A 19,722-nucleotide genomic window follows, 5' to 3' on the forward strand; every position below is an offset into this window, starting at 1 on the left:
CATGACAGACAGAATTTATTTCGATCAGGCAAGTACCTCTTTTCCCAAAGCCCCTGGAGTTGCCAAGGCAATGTATGCCTATCTTACTAGCCTGGGAACGAATGTGAACAGAGGCTGCTATGAAGATGCTTATGCAGCAGAAGAAACAGTTTTTAATACCAGAAAGCTTCTGGCACAGCTTTTTCACTTTCCACTGACAAAAAATGTGATCTTAACAGGCAATATCACCCAAAGCCTGAACATGCTTTTAAAGGGACTGCTGCGGCCAGGTGATCATGTACTTGTATCTTCCATGGAGCATAATGCAGTGATGCGTCCACTTGTCCAGCTTTCCAGAGATGGCATTTCCTTTGACCGGATCCCCTGCCGCAGGGATGGCACCATGATCCTTGAACAGGCAGAAGCTATGATCAGGCCTTCCACAAAAGCTATCATTACTTTACATGCTTCTAATGTATGTGGCACCCACATGCCTCTGGCAGAGCTTGGTGATATCTGCCACAGGCATCATCTATTCTTCCTGGCAGATACTGCCCAGACAGCAGGTATCTTTCCACTGGATATGGAGCAATTACACATAGACGGTCTTGCTTTTACAGGACATAAAGGTCTTCGCGGTCCACAGGGTACCGGTGGTTTTCTTATATCCGGACAGTTGGCAGATCAGATGGAGCCTTTAATTTCCGGAGGCACAGGCAGTGTTTCCCATACAGAAGAGGTTCCTTCTTTTCTGCCGGATCGGTTCGAGCCTGGAACTCCTAATCTTCCCGGTATTTTCGGCCTGCACGCAGCACTTAAGGAGCTGACTCCTCTATCCATGGAGCAGATCCGTACAAAGGAGCTTTCTCTTACCGGATATTTTCTTGAAAAGCTTATGGAACTGGATCCTTCTGAAAAGCATATCCGTATCATTGGAAGAAAGGATCTGTCCATGCGAAGTGCTGTAGTTTCCATCCAGACTTTGGATGAAGATATGGCTTCTGTGGCATGGCATCTTGATCATGACTATCATATCATGACAAGAGTGGGGCTTCACTGTGCACCAAACGCCCACAAAACACTGGGCACATACCCGGCCGGCACCATCCGCTTTTCCTTTGGTCCCCAAAACACTAATAATGAAATTGACTTCTGCATAAGGGCGCTGAAAGAGATCCTTGATCTTTAAGGCTTCCCGGAAAGGACACCTATGGAATTCAAACAACTGGAAGCCTTTGTGGCAGTAGTGGAATATAATAGCTTTTCGGAGGCTGCCAAACATCTTTATCTTACCCAGCCAACCATTAGTTCTCACATCCGTTCCCTGGAACAGGAGCTGAACTCCAAGCTGATCCTTCGGACTACCAAAAAGCTTACGGTTACAGCACGGGGGCAGCAGCTTTATGACTGTGCGGTAAATATACTGAATATGCGCAACACTTTGGTGGATGAATTTACTGGCAATGATAAAAAGATCATAGACCTTGGTGTTTCCACTATCCCCTCCTCCTACCTTCTGCCGGAGCTTCTGGGTGCTTTCAGCAGCCAGTCCCCTAACGTCTACTTTCATGCCTGTCAATCCCACAGCCAGGGAGTGATCATGCGGGTACTGGATGGCAGTATAGACCTGGGCCTTGTAGGCAGTAAAAGTGAGGACAAGGATTGTCAGTTTATTCCTTTTTGTTATGACAAACTGGTACTGGCCACCCCTGTAACCCCCTATTTTCTTAAAATGCAGGAGCAAGGTGCACAGCTTGCCGATTTTCTGGACCAGCCCTTTATCATGCGGGAAAAAGGTTCCGGAACAAAAAAAGAGCTGGACCGTTACCTGGAGAGCCAGGGAATCAGCCAGTCTTCTCTGAATATTGTGGCACGGATGAATGATCTGGAAGCTGTGCGAAGATCCATTGTGCAGGGCATCGGGATTTCTGTTCTTTCCTACCGCTCTGCCAGGGATCTGGCAGATTCCAGACAGCTGCTGCTTTTTCCTTTGGATAAAGTATCATCTGTGCGTACCTTTTATATTGTATATAATAAAAACCGGATACTGAAAAGCCATGTAAAGCAGTTTATCCACTTTACAGAGGGCTTCTACCAGAATCCGGAAACACCTTAAAAATCACAAATTCAAGAATGCCTCGGCATTCTTGCTGCGAGGTGCGCGTCATGCAATTGCATGGCATACTTCTCCTGCGCACCTCTGCAATCCTGCCGGAGGCTATATCAGCTGGGGGATTGACTCCCACCACTGATACCAGCTTGTTTCTCACCACCTATAGAGGTGGGAGTCATCTCCCAGCTGATGTATTTTGACTGGTAACTGAACTACTGCATATTTTTTATAATACAGATTCGATCAATGTCCTGGTGTAATCGGTTTTAGGATGATCGATCACCTGCTCTGTTGTCCCATATTCCACCATCTTTCCGCCGTTCAGGACCATAACATGATCGCAAAATGCCTGCACCAGTGCAAGATCATGGCTGATAAAAAGAACTGTCAGGTTCTCATTGTGTTTTAGTTCTATCAGCAGTTCCAGTATCTGCTTCTGCACAGTCACATCCAAGGCACTGGTAGCTTCATCGCAAATCAGGATGGACGGCTTTACAGCCAGTGCTCTGGCAATGGCTGCCCTCTGGCACTGACCTCCACTGACCTGATGGGGATATCGCTGTGAGAATTCCTTATCAAGCCCGCATTTTTCCAAAAGCTGCTCCACTCTCTCTTTTGTTTCTTTGCGATTCATCCCCATATTACGCAGACTTTCTCCAATCCCGTCTCCCAAGGTATGTCTTGGGTCAAAGGATTCTGCAGGATTTTGAAATACCATCTGAATATCCTGATATATGTTACGCAATGCCTTTCCTTTAGCCTTTGTAATTTCCTGATTGCGTAAAAATATCTGTCCCCGTGCCACATCCTCCAGACAGGTGATCATTTTTGCAATGGTGCTTTTTCCTGAGCCTGATTCACCAACAATTCCCAGACATTCTCCTTGTTTCAGATTGAAACTCACATCATCCACTGCAGTGAATCGCTTATTGCCAGATATGAAGCTTTTACTTAAATGTTCAGCCTTTAAAACAGTTTCTGCCATTTCACCCTGCCTCCGGAATCTTTCTGTGATTCAAATGAAGCACAGAGTCCATAAGTTCCCTGGTGTAGCTATCCTTAGAATGCTCAAGGACCTTTTTTGTTTCTCCATAATCTCTGACCTGTCCATCTTTCAGCACCAGCACCTTATCTGCCATTTTTCTTACTACACCTATGTTATGTGTGACTATAATCATAGACGTATGGTACTCCTTGCGCAGCAACAGCAATTCTTCAACAACCTGCTTTTGTACTGTCACATCAAGTGCACTGGTAGGCTCATCCGCAAGGAGCACCTTTGGCTGCATGATCATAGCGATACAGATTCCAACACGCTGGTTCATTCCGCCAGACAGCTGGAATGGATAGCTTTCCAGCACACGTTCACTGTCATGCAAGCCGATTTTTTCCATAATCTCCTTGGCTCGGCATCGAATCTCTTTTTTGCTGGCTTTCTCATGTTCTGTCACTGCTTCATACACCTGTGCTCCAACCTTGCGCACAGGACATAATGCAGATTTGCAGTCCTGAAATACCATACCGATTTCTTTTCCCCGATATCTGCACAGCTGTTTTTCATTCATTTCAGTAAGATCGTGATCCTTATACCAGATATTTCCTTTTGTTACTATTCCTTCCTGTCCCAGAATTCCTGTAATTGCCTTTATGACTGTACTTTTGCCACTTCCTGATTCTCCAACAATCCCAAGAATCTCTCCTGGTTTCAGGTCAAAGCTGATATCCTGTATCACTTCTTCACCTTCATATGAAACTGTTACATGTTCTATACGAAGCAATGAATCCATTCAAATTCCCTCTTAACACTTAATTAATATCCAGGTCTGCAGTAATCTCATAATAATCACATGGATGAGCTTCCAGTCCTGTCACATTAGATTTTGTTACGATCCCCATATTCAAATGTGATACAAAGAAGAATGCATCATCATCCAGGATCTGCTGCTGCAGCTTCACTGCCAGTTCACCTCTTTTTTCTTTGTCAAAGGTCTGATGCAGCTGATCTGTCAGCTTTGTTACCTCTTCGTTCTGATAATTCCCATAATTTTTAGCACCAGTTACTGTACTGGTAAAGAAATATTCCGGATCACCGGTAGGAGCCGTGGTGACAGAGCTTACATATACATCGAAATCTCCGTTTTCTGCATAAGTTCTGTGGTCTGACGTATTATTCACCTGCAGGTCAATGCCGATTTCTTTTAAGGTAGCCTGTGCATACTCTGCCAGCTTTGGCTGTTCCAAACGAGTAGGATAAGTAAGCCAGTTGATGGTCAGCTTCTGTCCATCTTTATCTGCATATCCATCACCATCTGTATCCTTCCAGCCTGATTCCTCCAACAGCTTTTTGGCTTCCTCCGGATCATAGGACACTGCATCCACTGCATCATTTCCATAGGAAAAGCTGCTTGGAAATGCTCCTTTTGCCGGAATACCCCGGCCTCCCATAATGACTGAGCAGAAACCTTCTTTGTCAATTCCCATTTCAACAGCCTTACGGATATTCTGGTCCTGCATCAGCTCTGAATCCATATTAAACTGCCCAAAGAAGCATCTGCTGGTGGCACAGGAATGAATGGTATACTCTGGATTCTGATCAAATAAAACATAATTATCATACTGAAGGCCATAGGTCCCCTGGATATCTCCGGTCTGTAATGCAGCTGTCAGGGCACTTCCATCAGCAAAAGATTTCACTGTGATTTTATCAACTTTTACATCACCGCCCCAGTAGTTTTCATTCTTAGTCAGATCGATCTGGGTTGGTGTTACATTCGTAGCAATGTAAGGACCTGTTCCTGCTACATTTGCAGATCCTCCTTCGCCCTGAATACCATATTCCATATCAATAATGGCCCCATATGGATCTCCAAGATAATTGATGATTGCAGGACAGGGTTCTGTTGTGTAAATCGTCAGTGTCTGTCCTTCTGCTTCTATATGATCAATTTTAAGATCATATGGTGCACGGTCATGAACACTGATCAGATCTTCCAGACACTCCTTTACTGCCTGGGCATCCATAGCCCGACCGCTGGAAAACTTCACTCCGTCGCGAAGAGTTATTTTTACAGTTAAGTCATCTACAAATTCATAGTCTGTAGCCAGCCATGGCTCAATCTCCATGTTGTCGTTATACTTAAAAAGTGTTTCACCTACACCATAACGGATGGCACTCCAGCCTGAATAATTATCATGAGGGTTCAAGCCTGCATCTCCCATTTCTTCACTATAGCCGGTTGTGCCATACACAAAGCTTTTTTCTCCATCTGCATACACACTTGAAGCTGTGGCAGCAATAAGCATTGCTCCTGTGAAAACTGCACCCAATATTTTCTTCTTCATCCTCTTATTGTCCTTTCTCTCTTTGTTTTGGATCCATATAATCTCTTAATGTATCTCCCAGAAGGTTAAAGATCATTACTGTAATAAAAATTGCCAGTCCGGGAGCCAGCACCATCCATGGTGAGATCTGCAGCATACTTCTGCCGTCATTGATCATATTTCCCCATTCCGCCATTGGAGGCTGCACCCCTAGTCCAAGAAAAGACAATCCAGCAAGCTCCATCATCATTGTTCCAATATCCAGAACGGAAGTGATCAGAATGGAGCCAAATATATTAGGAAGTATATGTTTGAACATGATCTTGCAGGTACCACTTCCAGATAATTTTACAGCCATTAAATAGGGCATATCCTTTTGAGTCAGTGTAAGTCCTCTTGCAAGTCTGGCATATTTAGGCCATCCGATCACTGCCAGTGCGATCACAGCATTCTGGATCCCGCCTCCCAGCACCCCTGCAACAGCAAGGGCAAAAACAAGGCTTGGAAATGCAAGAAACAGGTCCGAGATGCGCATCAGAATGGTATCCGCAAGTCCTCCGATCCATCCACAGATCATACCGACCACAGTTCCTGCCACCGTAACAATACAAACAAGCAAAAGTGTTGCATAAATACTGGTGGTGCTTCCTACAAGCACTCTTGAGAACATATCCCTCCCATAACGGTCGGTCCCCATAATATGGGCCAGACTGGGTGGCTTCTGTGCCTGTAAAAGATCCTGTGCATATGGATCATATGGACAAATGTACTTTGCAAATGCAGCTGCCAGCAGCAACAGTAAGGTAAGAAAAATAAAGAAATACAGCTTTCCTTTAATATGATTTTTCTTTCCTTTCTTTGCAGGGACTATAACACTTTTTTCAGTCTGTTTCATGTTCTGTCACCTCCCAGCCGCACCCGGGGATCCAGATAATGATATAAAATATCTGTGATCAGATTGACCACCACATATATGATCGCCATCCATGCCACATAGGCCTGAATAATGGGATAATCTCGCATTGTAATGGCATCTACTGCCATCTTCCCTACCCCATCCCACATAAAAATAGTCTCCACGATCGTGGTTCCGCCTAACAGGCTTCCTATTGACAGTGCCAGCAGTGTGATGATCGTAAGCATGGAGGATTTCATAACATTTTTCCAGATAATAACACTTCCTCTTACGCCCCGTGCCCTGGCTCCTGTCACATAATCTTTATTCAGCTCTTCCAGAACCGTTGTACGCACCTGTCTTGTATATTTGGATGCCATGGAAATCGCAAGCGTCAGTGTTGGCAAAACCAGGCTCAAGGCCATATTATCCGTTGTAATGACAGGCAGCCAGCCAAGCTTAATAGAAAACAAATACATCAACACCAGTGCCGCAAAGAAATTAGGCATAGAATTTCCAATAAAACTAAAAAAGCGGATCAAATAATCAACCCATCGGTTATGTCTTACTGCAGAATAGATTCCCAGCGGAATCGCAATCAGCATTGTAAGAATTACTGAGGATACAGTAAGCACAATGGTTGCCGGAAGCTTCTCGATAAACGTATCGTATACATCCCTTTTGGATACATAGCTTTTTCCCATATCTCCGGTAATCATTCCGCAGAACCATTTTCCATATTGGACAAGAAAGGGCTGATCCAGTCCATATTCCTTCCTGGTGGCATCAATCACTTCCTGTGAAACCGCTGAGCCCGCATTTTCATACATATAGGTAACTGCATCCCCACCTGCCAAACGCATCATCGCAAAGGATAAAAAGGTAATCCCTATAAGAATCGGGATCAATTGAAGCAGTCTTTTTAAAATGTATTTTGTCATAGATGCTCCTTTATTTTTGAATAGATCATTCAGATAATCGACTGGTAAGAAAATCCAGAAATTCCTGTATGCATTCTTCCGGCTCCTCATCTTTATGGATCACATACCCAAAACATACCCTGCTTTTTCCCGGATCCAGTGGTATTCCTAACATAGTTCCGGTTTTATTTTCAGAAAGATAACTTCCGCTTATATTGGAAACATTACTGTTCTTCAGCATCTTTTCCATAATATAATCGCTGTTGGTTAAAACAGAAATATCCATATTCTTCCATTTAAAGCGGCTGTCTTCAACTGCTCCTATATCAAAAAATTCATCCTGATAATTTTGTATGAACCGCATCTTTTCCAAATCATCTGGTAAGATCCTGTCTCTCTTTAAACGATAAAGATCTGTATTTTGCCCTGGATATAAAATGGTATCTGTTTCCTGCATTATGACAAACTCCATTTTATTTTTACCAAGTTCATGCAAAAAATCACCCATTTGATGACTTAATATATAGACAAAGCCTATATCATCCATATAATCCCGGACACGTTCCATAACGCCTCTTACTCCTGCTGCGGTAATCTGGAAATGGTATCCCCGTTCACTGGTTTTATTATAAAAATCCACGAACTGATTTGCGAACCAGGAACTGGGATTCATGGAGATTCTGATCCATTTTGTCATCCCATGGGAAGCCATCTTTTCCAGGGCATCCATTTCATTTGTGATCTTGCAGGCATATTGATATACCTTTTTCCCCACTGGTGTTAATCGAATACCTCTGGGTATCCGTTCAAACAGCTGGATTCCAAGGGCATCCTCCAGGCCTTTGATCACTTTACTTACACTTGGCTGTGTAGAATACAAAATTTTGGCCGCATCACTAAACGATCCCGTCTGTGCACATACTTTAAAATATTGTAACTGCTTTAAATCCATAAATTTCTCCATATATTTTGTGAGAACAGGATTGGATATCTTTCTCCCTTATCCCTGCTGGTTACTTTTCAGTCCACAATAAAAACATTGGTGTAGGATTATAAAATTCATCCTTTTCACAATAAATCCTGCTGCTGATGCCCAAATCCACGTAGATTCTTTTTACGCCTAAAGTTTCCAGTGTCTGCAGATCCCAGGCCGGTCGGCTGCATGAACTGATGGGAAGCTGATGCTTAATCTCATCACATTCCCGCATCATATCGCTTCCCAGCATATTGTGTGCGTGCATCTTAGGAAGCGAAGAAGTATCTGTACTGTCTTCCAATCCGTAATTTGCATCAAAGTTTAACATAAAACCGCCTTTTTTCAAAACCCGCATCCACTCTCCATATGCCTTTGACGCATTGGGAAGCGTCCAGGTCAGATTTCTTGAAATCACCATGTCAAAACAGTTATCCTCAAAGTTCAGTGTCTCTGCATCCATTACCTGGAACGTACAGTTCACTCCTTCTTCTTTTGCAAGACTTCTGGCACCTTCGATCATGTTTGGAGTCAGGTCAATACCGGTTACCATGTGTCCTTCCTTTGCAAGAAGTACGGAGAAAAAACCTGCCCCACAGCCTACATCCAGGATTTTCAATTTGCTGCCCTTTTCCTGCATGCATTTATGGATTTCATTCATCCATCTTGATGCAAGGGGACTGTGAAGTTCATCTCTGCGCTGCTTCAGGAAGCTGTCACTGCGTTTTGTCCAGTAATTGGTGATCCTTTCCTTCCTATCATCATTTTCGTAACTAATCTGTCCGTAAGTGATCATGGGGCCATCCTGCAGCACCTGCAGGGAACGTGTCTGATACAGGATCACTCCATCACTGTAGGCCACACAGCATTCCAGTTCTTTTCCTTCATAATCCCGTACATATCCAAGTACATCACCGGATTCAAACAGGTCTCCTGCTTTTTTTTCCGGATACCATAAAACATTGTATGAGGCATCCTGGTACTGAACATTTTTCACTTCCAAAGGATAATACTTGCGATAACTTTTATGTCCATCATAAATTCCAAGATACCGCAAAATGGTGCGTACATCCCGCTTCATGGAACGCACCTCTTCTGCATCCCAGCATCCCATGCCCCCTCTTTCCAGAAGCACACTTGGAATCCCCTGGGAGGCAGCATAATTGTAAGCGCTACCGGAAACTACATCTGACTGTACCATGTAAGGCACATCCACCTGCTGAGCCATATGTCTGGAAATTTCCACAGTTCTTGCATCTGCACGTCCTGCATAATATACATAAGAAGCCAGTTCCTCATAATCGTCTCCGCTATGCAGATCAATATAGTAATCTGCCTTTTCCTGCAGTTCCTTAACCACTGCAAAAGCCAGCCTCTCCAGTTTTTTTCCTTCTCTTTTTCCAGGAAAAAGGCGGTTCAGATTTCCACTCTCTGCCATATCTGCACTGCCTTTTCTGGCCTCAAAAGCCTCTCGGCAAACCACTTTTACAAGGATCACTGTACCGGACATTTTCTCTGCATTCAGATCCTCTGCCAGTTCTACAGCAGACTGGATTCCCACATATTCTCCTGGATGGATCCCAGCTGTGATCAATACAGTCTTTCCCGGATTTTTCCCACGGATCACCGTTATCGGCAGAGAAAATTCTCCATTGCCAAGGGTTAAAAAGCCATGTGCCCGATGCCCTGGCTGCACTGTCAGATCACCTAATGTATAACCTTCCCATAGTTCTTGTTTTACAGCCTGTATCATGAACATAGGCGTTGATCCATAATTCAGTTTTTCTTCTGTACTCCACACCCTGTTCCATACATCGGTGTCAACTGTAACAGAAGCATGAAGCTCTGTCAGCACCTTTTCATCCCATGACGGACGCTGCTTCCCGGACAATGGAACCTGTCTGGCAATCTCTTCCATGCGATCAATATCTGTACAGAGATAATGGTCATCCAGGTTTTCCTTTTCTACATTTTCCCTGTCCTTATCATAGGCCAGCCGTTTCTCCTCATCATACAGATATCCGTACCAATTGGCGTCAAAATTCAAAAGCTGTCCACCGGGACAAAGCACACGGATCCACTCCCGATAAGCCTTTACCGGATCCGGCAGATTCCAGGTCAGATTCCTGGTGATCACCACATCAAAAGTATTATCCTGAAAGTCCAGATCCTGGGCATCCATCCGATAAAATGACACATGATCCTTCTTATTTCCAAGATACTTTTCCACATTCTCTTTAGCCTTTTCCAACATTCCTTCTGTGTAATCCACAGCATCCACATAATAACCTTCGCCTGCCAGGATCACAGGAAAAAAACCTGGGCCTGTGCCAATATCCAGGATCCGCAGGCTTTCCCTGGCTTTCTGTGGAAATTTATTTTTCAGAAGCATAAGCCAGGCTTCTTTTTGTGTGCCAAGAAGCTCTTTTTCATTTACCTCTGAATATCCTTCTGTCCGTGTATTCCAGTAATCCTTAATTTCTTTCATCAGTTCTGTCAACTGTATTTCCTCCGCAAGTCTCTTCCAACTGTTTCTTCTATCAATTTTTAATTTCTTATTTCAATCTTTTCCACAAAATCTGTTAAAATGTTAGCAAAGTGGTGTGGATTCTGCAAGCCCCCAGGGGGGATAAATTATTGCTCCGCTGACCCATAAAAACAATTTGCTGAACTTCACGAAGTATGGTATACTGAATAAAATACGAAATAAGTGCAGTTCCAACTGTCTGCATCAGAAAATACCCCATCTTCACGATTCCTTAACATTCGCTGTACCAGGGGTATCAAAGCTATATGAGATTGAGGTGAAACATTATGAAATCCAATGAATCTGCAGAGAATTATCTGGAAACCATACTGATTCTCAGTAAGAAAAAACCTGTTGTGCGTTCTGTAGACATCGCAGAAGAACTGGGCTTTAAGAAGTCCAGCGTCAGCGTTGCCATGAAGAACCTCCGTGAGAAGAATCACATTACGGTGACTCCGGAAGGGTATATCTACCTTACTCCATCCGGTCAACAGATTGCTGATATGATTTATGAGCGTCATCAGTTTCTTTCTGCATGGCTGATCCGCCTTGGAGTAGATCCTGATACAGCTACTTCAGACGCATGCCGGATCGAGCATGTGATCAGTCAGGAAAGTTTTGAAGCGATCAAGAAGCATCTTGCTCCGGAAATGCAATAATTTTCTCAAACAAAAGGGTGCCCATTGCCTGTGGTTATACAGGATGGACACCCTATTTTTATTCTGTTATTCCTGATTTGCTTTTTTCTCGTAGAAAACAGCAGAAAACGGTGATAATTTTAATGCATTTTCCCCTGCTGGGAGAATCTTGTCTTTCTTAGTATATTTCCTGTTGCCGCCATAAACTTCCATATCACTTGCCATCAGAAGATCATATTCCTCTTCAAGCCGAATCTGATATTCCTGGGTCTGATCAGAGAAATTAAACAATGCCAGGATTGTTTCTTCTTCGCTTCTGCGCTCAAAAACATATACGCATTTCTCTTCTTGATGACAGTCGATCCATTGGAACCCTTTATTTTCAAAGTCATGCCTGTACAGTGCCGGATGTTCCAAATAGCAATGATTCAGTTCCTTCATAAATCTGTGGAACTTCTCATGGATAGGAAAGTCCAATAGCATCCAGTCCAGATCTCCTACCTCGCTCCATTCTTTTAGCTGAGCTAGTTCATTTCCCATAAAATTCAATTTCAGACCGGGATGTGCATACATATACATATAAAAGGCCCTTGCCTGTGGGAATTTCCCGTCATATCCTCCATTCATCTTCTGTGCGATGGTTGCTTTCCCATGGACCACTTCATCATGAGACAGCGGAAGAAGATACTTTTCATTATAGAAATACATCATGGAAAATGTCAGCTTATGATACTGCTCCTTACGCTGCTCCGGAGAAGACTGAAAATAAGAAAGTGTATCATTCATCCATCCCAGATCCCATTTGTAATCAAAGCCAAGTCCGCCTTCAGAAACAGCCTTCGTTACTCCTTGGTAAGGTGTGGAATCCTCTGCAAACAGCATAACATCCGGTAACCGTTCCTTCAGCCCCTGATTCATGGTCTTCAAAAACTTCAGAGCTGATAAATTCTCCCCGCGATTACTATCTCCCTGCCAGTAGATCAGATTGCCAACAGCATCCATACGCAGTCCGTCAAAATGAAATTCCTGCAGCCAATAAAGAGCACAGGACTGTAAAAAGCTGCAAACCTCTCCTCTGGAATGCATAAAATTACAGCTCCCCCATTCATTGCGTCCTACTGCAATATTAGGATATTCATATAAAGCAGTTCCATCATAATTAGCCAGTGCATAATCATTAACAGCAAAATGAACCGGCACAAAATCCAGGATCACACCAATCTCATTTTTGTGGCACTGGTCAATAAAATACTTCAGATCTTCCGGCTTTCCGTAACGTGAAGTAGGACTGAAATACCCGGTTCCCTGATATCCCCAGGATTCATCACAGGGGTATTCACAAAGAGGCATTACCTCTATATAATTATATCCGTTTTTCTTCAGATAAGGAATAATAAGACCTGCCATCTCCCGATAGGTGTACCATCTTTCACCAGAGCCTTCTTCCGGGCATTTCCAGGATCCAAAATGCATTTCATAAATATTAACTGGTTTATTCTTTCTGTCCTTGCCGTTTTTCTGCCACTCTTTATCATGAAATCTGTAGTCTTTAGATGTCCAGGTAACAGAAGCTGTTCCTGGGCGTAATTCAGAATAAAATGCATAAGGATCTGCGTGATCTATAAAAGAACCATCATTTTTGTAAATCCGGTATTTGTACATCTGCCCTGATGTCACTCCCGGAATATCGCATTCCCAGAAATTGCCATCATAAATACGGTTCATAGGTGTTTCTGTCCATCCATTAAACTCACCGATCACACTTACACGATTGGCAGCCGGGGCAAATGTACGGAAAGTGACACCCTTTTCCCACACATGTGCTCCAAGAAATTCATATGCCTGAAATTCTTTCCCGATATAAAAATTATAAAAATCCATATATTCCTCCATTAAAACCGACACCAGTTGTTTTTTTTCGATTTTAGTGTATAATAAAAATGATTTTTTATCCACCAACAATCCGAAAGAAATGTAGGTTATCCAACCAATTTAAAAAATCGTCGGGAGGCTGCTTTATGGATATACGTATTGAAAAAACAAAACAAAGCATTATCAATGCTTTTATTGAAATCCGGTCACGCAAGGAAGTAGAACGGATCACAGTGAAAGAATTATGTGAAAAAGCCCGGATCAATAAATCCACTTTTTACGCCCATTATAAGGATATCTATGATCTTTCTGATCAACTGGAAACAGAACTGGTGGATTCGATTATGGAGAATTTCAACCATCCTGAAAATCTGCTCCAAAATCCTGCTGATTTTACAAAAGAAATCTTTATGGGATATATGGCTAAAGATACCCTGATCCGTACCCTTTTTTCCGGAAGCCGCAGCAAGTTCCTTGTTCAGAAAATGGAATCTGCCCTGAAAGCCCTTGTTTTCTCTGTCTATCCTGATTATCGCAAGGATCCCCAGCTGAACATTATGTTGTCCTACCTTCTTTATGGGAGTTATTACGCTTTTTATGAAAACCGCAAGTACGGAGACGCCTCTGTGATCAATTCGATTTCCCAATTCACTGCCAGACTTTTACCTGCATTTACATAAATAAAGTTAAAAAGAAAGGGCTGCCTATTCCCAGACAGTCCCTTCTTTTCTAATTGCAGACACTTTCCTGCATCACAGATTATTCGTGCTCCTTCAGATATTTGGCACGGCCTTCTTCATAAAGGTTATTGCCTTCGCTGTCAATAATAACTACCAGCGGCATATCCTCTACGTAAAGCTTTCTGAGAGCCTCTGCGCCCAGATCCTCATACGCGATCAGTTCTGCCTTCTTGATACATCTGGCAAGAAGTGCACCTGCACCGCCGATGGCTCCAAAATAAACACCGGAGTATTTCTTCATTGCATCCACAACCTCCGGAAGACGGGCACCTTTTCCGATCATTCCTCTTGCTCCAACAGACATCATAGTGGGTGCATAAGCATCCATACGTCCGCTGGTGGTAGGGCCTGCAGAGCCGATCACTTTTCCTGGTTTTGCAGGAGTAGGTCCCACATAATAAATGGTGGCATCCGTCGGATCAAAGGGAAGCTTTTCTCCCTTTGCCAGTGCTTCGCACATTCTTTTGTGTCCTGCATCCCTGGATGTATAAATAGTTCCTGTAAGCAGTACCTGATCTCCGGCATGAAGTGTTTTGGCCAGTTCCTCAGTAAGAGGCAGTGTAATATGTCTTCTCTCCATTTAGATCACCTCCGTTTTATGACGGGTCACATGGCAGTTGATATTTACTGCACAAGGCATTCCGGCAATATGAGTTGGCATTGTCTCAATGTTCAGACCGATCGCTGTGGTTTTTCCACCAAAGCCCTGTGGTCCGATTCCCAGTTTATTCACCTTTTCCAGCATTTCTTTTTCAAGATCAGCATAGAATGGATCCGGGTTTTCAGTATCGATAGGGCGCATCAGTGCTTTTTTTGCAAGAAGAGCACATTTATCAAAGGTACCTCCGATACCTACACCAACCACCATTGGCGGACATGGGTTAGGACCTGCAGTCTCAACTGCTTCCAGGATGAAATCCTTGATTCCCTGAAGTCCGGCTGAAGGCTTGAACATACGGATCATGCTCATATTCTCACTTCCAAAGCCTTTCGGGCCTACCGTGATCTTAATGTTTTCACCAGGTACGATCTCTGTGTAAAGCATAGCCGGTGTATTGTCTCCTGTGTTTCCTCTGCGGACAGGATCCTTTACAACAGATTTTCTCAGATATCCATTAGTATAGCCTCTGCGCACACCTTCATCTACTGCCTCACGAAGATCTCCGCCTGTGATATGTACATCCTGACCTATTTCCAGGAACACACATGCCATTCCTGTATCCTGGCAGATCGGCACACATTCACTGTCAGCAATCTCATAGTTCTGGATGATATCATCCAAAACACCTTTTGCAATCTCTCCGTCTTCACATGCACGGCAATTTTTGATGGCACACTTTACATCTTCCGGAAGATGCTCATTTGCCTGTATGCAAAGTTTTTCCACTACGTCTGTGATCTGGCTTGCTAAAATCTCACGCATACTACTCACTCTCCTGATTTTTATTTATCATAACTGTTCAGTACTCACCAAAGATACTGCCTGCTGAATAGTTACTATTTATCAAAACTGTCAACAGTTCCTTCATGTCTTGCATACTTTGGAAGAAGCAGCGGAGAAACGTCCTCAGAATGAAGTCCTGCTTTTTCCAGTTCCTGGGCATAAGCCTGCACATGATCAAGATTCATCTTTCCAAGAGTGATCTCTTTTACCCTTGCAGCTGCAGCCTTTCCTGCGTCACGGCCAAATACGATCACATCCAGAAGAGAATTACCCATCAGACGGTTACGTCCGTGGATTCCTCCAACTGCCTCTCCTGCAACAAGCAGGTTTGGGATCACCTTTGTAAATCCGTCTCCGCCGATCTCCAGACCGCCGTTCTGATAATGAAGAGTAGGATATACAAGGATCGGAAGCTTTCTCATATCAATTCCGTAGTTCATGTACATACGAAGCATTGCAGGGATTCTCTTTTCAATGGTACCTGCACCGCTCATTTCCTCGATCATCGGAGTATCCAGCCATACACCGGTTCCGATTGGGGTTTTTACTCCCTTTCCTCTTTCTGTACACTCACGGATAATGGATGCAGCAGCTACGTCACGGGTTTCCAGCGGATGCATAAATGCTTCACCGTCTGCGTTTACAAGCATAGCACCAATAGAACGTACCTTCTCAGTAACAAGTGCACCAAAGATCTGTGACGGATAAGCAACACCTGTAGGATGATACTGAATGGTATCCTGATACAAAAGCGGTGCTCCGGCACGGTATCCAAGTACAAGTCCGTCCGCAGTTGCTCCATAATGGTTGGATGTTGGGAAGCCCTGATAATGCATACGTCCTGCACCACCTGTAGCAATGATCACAGTCTTTGCACGGGCTACCATATAATCTCCTGTCTCCATATTCAGAAGAACTGCACCTGCAACCTGTCCCTTGTCATCTTTGATCAGCTCTACTGCTGAAGTAAATTCCACAACCGGGATCTGACGGTTGATCACTTCATCGCGAAGGGTACGCATGATCTCTGCTCCTGAATAATCCTTGCATGCATGCATTCTCTTTCTGGAGGTTCCGCCGCCGTGGGTGGTCATCATATTTCCTTCTGCATCTTTATCAAACATAACACCAAGATCATTCAGCCACTGAATGGCATCCGGTGCTTCCATAACCAGTTTTTTCAAAAGTTCCGGTCTTGCAGCAAAATGTCCGCCGCCGAAAGCATCCAGATAATGCTGTACCGGTGAATCATTTGCTTTGTCAGCTGCCTGGATACCGCCCTCTGCCATCATGGTATTAGCATCACCGATACGCAGCTTTGTAACGATCATAACCTTTGCTCCGGCTTCGTGAGCTTCAATTGCTGCTGAAGATCCTGCACCGCCGCCGCCGATCACAAGCACATCTACGTCATAATCTACTTTATCAAGATCTACTTTATCTGTCAGCAGACGACTGTTGGAATGGAGAAGATGTGTCAGCTCTTTTGGAGCTTTCTGGCCTTTATTCGGTCCGATCTTAATCTCAGCAAACGCCTCTTCCCTGTAATCCGGATGAAAAGCCTTCAAAAGAGTGTCCTTCTCTTCAGCTGTCATTCTTCTAGGTTCCATGCCAATTCGTGAAGGTCTTGTTGCCTCCACTTTTTTCACGGATTCCATCATTTCTGGTGTAAACATGGCTCTTCCTCCTTATTTCTCAATCTCTCTGTGGTTGTAAAGTTCTTCCATTTCTGTAATAGGCTTCTGCATGATCTGTTCGATCAGTTCATCATATGCCCCTTCATGGATCTCTTCTACACGTTTCGCCAGATGCTCACTCTTTGGTGCAATATATTTTCCGGTAAGACGTCTTGCCAGAAGACCAACCATTGGATGGGAAATCTCTGCAGGACAACGCACAGTACAGCAGCCGCATGCGATACAGTCAAAGGACTCTTCTGCACATTTCTCAAATTCTCCGCGCTGTGCATAAGCGATATACTGCATAACATTCAGGTTCTGTGTGCAGGCTTTTGTGCAGGCATTACATCCGATACAGCTGTAGATTTCCGGATAAAGTTCCATCATAATACGCTGTTCCGGACGGATCTCATCAATCTCATAGGTTCTCTTGTCTGTTGGGAAGAATGGGATGCTTGCCACATACATACCTTCCTGTACCTGTGTCTGACAGGCCAGGCAGGTCTTCAGTTCATTTTTTCCTTTGATCCTGTACATGGTTGCACAGGCGCCGCAGAAGCCATGACGGCAGCCGCAGCCTCTTTTTAAGGTATAACCTGCATATTCCATAGCGGTCATGATCGTAAGATCAGCAGGTACTGTGTATTTTTTTCCAAAGAAATATACATTTACCATATTTTCCATGTTGTTTGATCCTTTCTTATAGTAGGTAATCGCAGTGCTTCTTTAGTACTCATCAGGTAACTGATCGATCTCATCCAGCCGGAACACCGGTCCGTCCTTGCACACATATTTGGAACCAATATTGCAGCGTCCGCACTTACCGATTCCGCATTTCATACGAAGTTCCAGTGTGGTATAAACCTGTGATCTTGAAAAGCCTAGTTCTTCCAATCCCTGAAGAACAAACTTGATCATGATCGGCGGTCCGCACACCAATGCAACTTTATTTGTATCAAATCCGATTTCTTTCAGATAGCTAGGAACAAAGCCTACATGTCCGTCCCAGCCCTCCTGCTCACGGTCAATGGTAAGATATACATTTACATCTTTTGCTTTCATCCATACATTCTGGATCTCTTTCAGCTTAACCAGGTCATCTGCGGATCGGGAACCGTACAGAATATCCACAGTTCCATAATCCTCACGATTGTCCAGCACATAATTGATCACAGAACGAAGAGGCGCCAGACCAATACCTCCGGCGATAAACAGAAGATTCTTTCCTTTCAGCTTATCCTCTACCGGGAAATGATTTCCATAAGGCCCACGCACTGTGATCTCATCTCCAACCTGCAGACTGTGCAGATAAGATGTCAGTTCTCCGCATCTTTTAATACTGAATTCCTGATATTCTTTATTGGTAGGGGAAGATGTGATGGAAAACATTCCTTCGCTGACTCCAGGTGCACAAAGCATTGCACACTGTCCGGGCATATGTTCAAAAAGCTTTCCTCCATCCGGTGCATTCACACAAAAGGTTTTCACATCCGGAGTTTCCTCGTTAATACTGGTGATAACTCCTACCTTTGGAATCAGAGTATCCAGTTTGTAGTTTTTATGGCAGGTACATTCACTCATGCTTTTTCTCCTCCCTGCTTTTCAAAGGCTTTGATCACCTTTACAATATTTAATGCTTCCGGACATTTCTCCACACAACGTCCACATCCTACACAGGAATACATGCCATCGTTGTTTGCCGGGAAATAAACCAGCTTATGCATAAATCTCTGGCGGAATCTCTGCAGCTGTGTTGTACGGTTATTACCACCTGCCATCAGCGTAAAATCAGAATACATGCAGGAATCCCAGCAGCGATAACGCTTTACGCCATGGCCTGTATCATAGTCTTTAATGTCATAGCACTGGCAGGTAGGACATACAAAGGTGCAGGTACCACATGCCAGACATGGTTTATACAGTTCATTCCATACAGGAGAATTGAATTTTTCTTCTGTAGCATTTCCATCCCAACCCTCCAGGGAAAGGTGTGTATAGGGAAGTTTTTCAATAATGGTACGGATTGCTTCTTTTTCCTTAGAAACTGCCTCCTCATCTGCTGCATCAGCATCCTGAAGAAGCTCCTTCACGCTTTCTGTAAGAGCATTTCCTTTTTCTGTAACAGCTTTCCAGAAAAGCTCTTCACCAATCATCCAGACAGCTACATCTGCCACCGGATCTGCTGCATCTGTACCGAAAACCTTGCAGAAACAGGACTCTTCCGGCTCATGGCAGGCCATGGCAACAATAGTCCCATGCTCACGCCTTGCTGCATAAAAAGTGTCTACCGGATCAGACAGAAATACTTTATCCAGAACCTCCACACCTTTTACATCACAGGCTTTCATTCCAAATACTACAAACGGATGCTCTCTTAATGCTTCCGGCTCTACAGACAGCTTCTTGCCATCACGTACACATGTATATAAAGTTTCGCTTTGTGGGAAAAAAGCATCTTTTCCTGATTTTACAGTTTTCAGGGTTGTAAGATCCACATCTGCATCTTCAGTCCACAGTGCAAAATTTGTTTGCTCTGCTTTTTTTACAGGAAGGATCAGATCCTGTTTTTCAGAAATCATCTGGAATAATGCCTTCAGATTTTCTTTTTTTATCTTATACAT

18 protein-coding genes are annotated in these 19,722 nt (G+C 43.8%); 4 read left to right on the forward strand and 14 right to left on the reverse strand.

Annotated features, from left to right (window positions below; genetic code table 11):
- Window position 1: 1 nt before the first annotated feature.
- Together OCV61_RS10550 and OCV61_RS10555 are read left to right on the forward strand one after the other, a co-directional pair.
- Window positions 2–1,168, forward strand: a complete 1,167-nt coding sequence (locus OCV61_RS10550; RefSeq protein ID WP_158421771.1) for an aminotransferase class V-fold PLP-dependent enzyme — start codon at window positions 2–4, stop codon at window positions 1,166–1,168.
- Window positions 1,169–1,189: 21 nt separating this feature from the next.
- Complete coding sequence (locus OCV61_RS10555) at window positions 1,190–2,095, forward strand: selenium metabolism-associated LysR family transcriptional regulator (protein WP_158421772.1); 906 nt, start codon at window positions 1,190–1,192, stop codon at window positions 2,093–2,095.
- A 223-nt stretch (window positions 2,096–2,318) separates the two neighbouring features.
- Here OCV61_RS10555 and OCV61_RS10560 read toward each other — a convergent pair whose 3' ends face one another.
- The 7 genes from OCV61_RS10560 to OCV61_RS10590 form a co-directional block, all read right to left on the reverse strand.
- The gene (locus OCV61_RS10560; protein WP_158421773.1) at window positions 2,319–3,077 is read right to left on the reverse strand and encodes an ABC transporter ATP-binding protein; all 759 of its coding nucleotides are present in this window, start codon (window positions 3,075–3,077) and stop codon (window positions 2,319–2,321) included.
- A 1-nt stretch (window position 3,078) separates the two neighbouring features.
- Window positions 3,079–3,879 (reverse strand): ABC transporter ATP-binding protein, encoded by an 801-nt coding sequence (locus OCV61_RS10565; protein WP_158421774.1) that lies wholly within the window; start codon window positions 3,877–3,879, stop codon window positions 3,079–3,081.
- A 19-nt stretch (window positions 3,880–3,898) separates the two neighbouring features.
- The gene (locus OCV61_RS10570) at window positions 3,899–5,434 is read right to left on the reverse strand and encodes an ABC transporter substrate-binding protein (RefSeq protein ID WP_158421775.1); all 1,536 of its coding nucleotides are present in this window, start codon (window positions 5,432–5,434) and stop codon (window positions 3,899–3,901) included.
- A gap of 4 nt (window positions 5,435–5,438) precedes the next feature.
- Entirely contained in the window at window positions 5,439–6,308 is an 870-nt protein-coding gene (gene nikC, locus OCV61_RS10575) for a nickel transporter permease (protein ID WP_158421776.1), read from the reverse strand.
- Window positions 6,305–7,249, reverse strand: coding sequence for a nickel ABC transporter permease (gene nikB / locus OCV61_RS10580; RefSeq protein ID WP_158421777.1), 945 nt, complete (start codon window positions 7,247–7,249; stop codon window positions 6,305–6,307). The genes nikC and nikB overlap by 4 nt, the downstream gene beginning before the upstream one ends.
- A gap of 25 nt (window positions 7,250–7,274) precedes the next feature.
- The gene (locus OCV61_RS10585) at window positions 7,275–8,180 is read right to left on the reverse strand and encodes a LysR family transcriptional regulator (protein WP_158421820.1); all 906 of its coding nucleotides are present in this window, start codon (window positions 8,178–8,180) and stop codon (window positions 7,275–7,277) included.
- 61 nt (window positions 8,181–8,241) lie between these two features.
- Window positions 8,242–10,701: a methyltransferase domain-containing protein gene (locus OCV61_RS10590; protein ID WP_158421778.1), complete on the reverse strand. Its 2,460-nt coding sequence runs from the start codon at window positions 10,699–10,701 to the stop codon at window positions 8,242–8,244.
- Between the two features lie 314 nt (window positions 10,702–11,015).
- On the opposite strand from OCV61_RS10590, the gene OCV61_RS10595 reads away from it, so the two are divergent.
- Window positions 11,016–11,387, forward strand: a complete 372-nt coding sequence (locus tag OCV61_RS10595; RefSeq protein ID WP_158421779.1) for a metal-dependent transcriptional regulator — start codon at window positions 11,016–11,018, stop codon at window positions 11,385–11,387.
- A gap of 66 nt (window positions 11,388–11,453) precedes the next feature.
- Here OCV61_RS10595 and glgB read toward each other — a convergent pair whose 3' ends face one another.
- Complete coding sequence (glgB, locus tag OCV61_RS10600; protein WP_158421780.1) at window positions 11,454–13,247, reverse strand: 1,4-alpha-glucan branching protein GlgB; 1,794 nt, start codon at window positions 13,245–13,247, stop codon at window positions 11,454–11,456.
- A gap of 137 nt (window positions 13,248–13,384) precedes the next feature.
- Between glgB and OCV61_RS10605 the strand changes: the two genes are divergently transcribed.
- The gene (locus OCV61_RS10605; RefSeq protein ID WP_158421781.1) at window positions 13,385–13,918 is read left to right on the forward strand and encodes a TetR/AcrR family transcriptional regulator; all 534 of its coding nucleotides are present in this window, start codon (window positions 13,385–13,387) and stop codon (window positions 13,916–13,918) included.
- Between the two features lie 79 nt (window positions 13,919–13,997).
- On the opposite strand, the gene OCV61_RS10610 is transcribed toward OCV61_RS10605, so the two are convergent.
- The 6 genes from OCV61_RS10610 to OCV61_RS10635 all read right to left on the reverse strand — a co-directional run bounded on the left by OCV61_RS10610 (window position 13,998) and on the right by OCV61_RS10635 (window position 19,722).
- Window positions 13,998–14,558 (reverse strand): Fe-S-containing hydro-lyase, encoded by a 561-nt coding sequence (locus OCV61_RS10610; protein WP_158421782.1) that lies wholly within the window; start codon window positions 14,556–14,558, stop codon window positions 13,998–14,000.
- On the reverse strand, window positions 14,559–15,401 hold the full coding sequence (locus OCV61_RS10615; protein WP_158421783.1) for a fumarate hydratase: 843 nt from the start codon (window positions 15,399–15,401) through the stop codon (window positions 14,559–14,561).
- Window positions 15,402–15,475: 74 nt separating this feature from the next.
- Complete coding sequence (locus OCV61_RS10620; protein ID WP_158421784.1) at window positions 15,476–17,098, reverse strand: FAD-dependent oxidoreductase; 1,623 nt, start codon at window positions 17,096–17,098, stop codon at window positions 15,476–15,478.
- 12 nt (window positions 17,099–17,110) lie between these two features.
- Window positions 17,111–17,785, reverse strand: a complete 675-nt coding sequence (locus OCV61_RS10625) for a 2Fe-2S iron-sulfur cluster-binding protein (protein ID WP_158421785.1) — start codon at window positions 17,783–17,785, stop codon at window positions 17,111–17,113.
- Window positions 17,786–17,827: 42 nt separating this feature from the next.
- Window positions 17,828–18,682 (reverse strand): FAD/NAD(P)-binding protein, encoded by an 855-nt coding sequence (locus tag OCV61_RS10630; protein ID WP_158421786.1) that lies wholly within the window; start codon window positions 18,680–18,682, stop codon window positions 17,828–17,830.
- A complete protein-coding gene (locus OCV61_RS10635; RefSeq protein ID WP_158421787.1) occupies window positions 18,679–19,722 on the reverse strand; it encodes a 4Fe-4S dicluster domain-containing protein in 1,044 nt (347 codons plus the stop codon). Before OCV61_RS10635 ends, OCV61_RS10630 begins: the two co-directional genes overlap by 4 nt.

The sequence above is a fragment of the Blautia ammoniilytica genome, assembly GCF_025566965.1.
Classification (GTDB): Bacteria; Bacillota; Clostridia; order Lachnospirales; family Lachnospiraceae; genus Blautia_A; species Blautia_A ammoniilytica.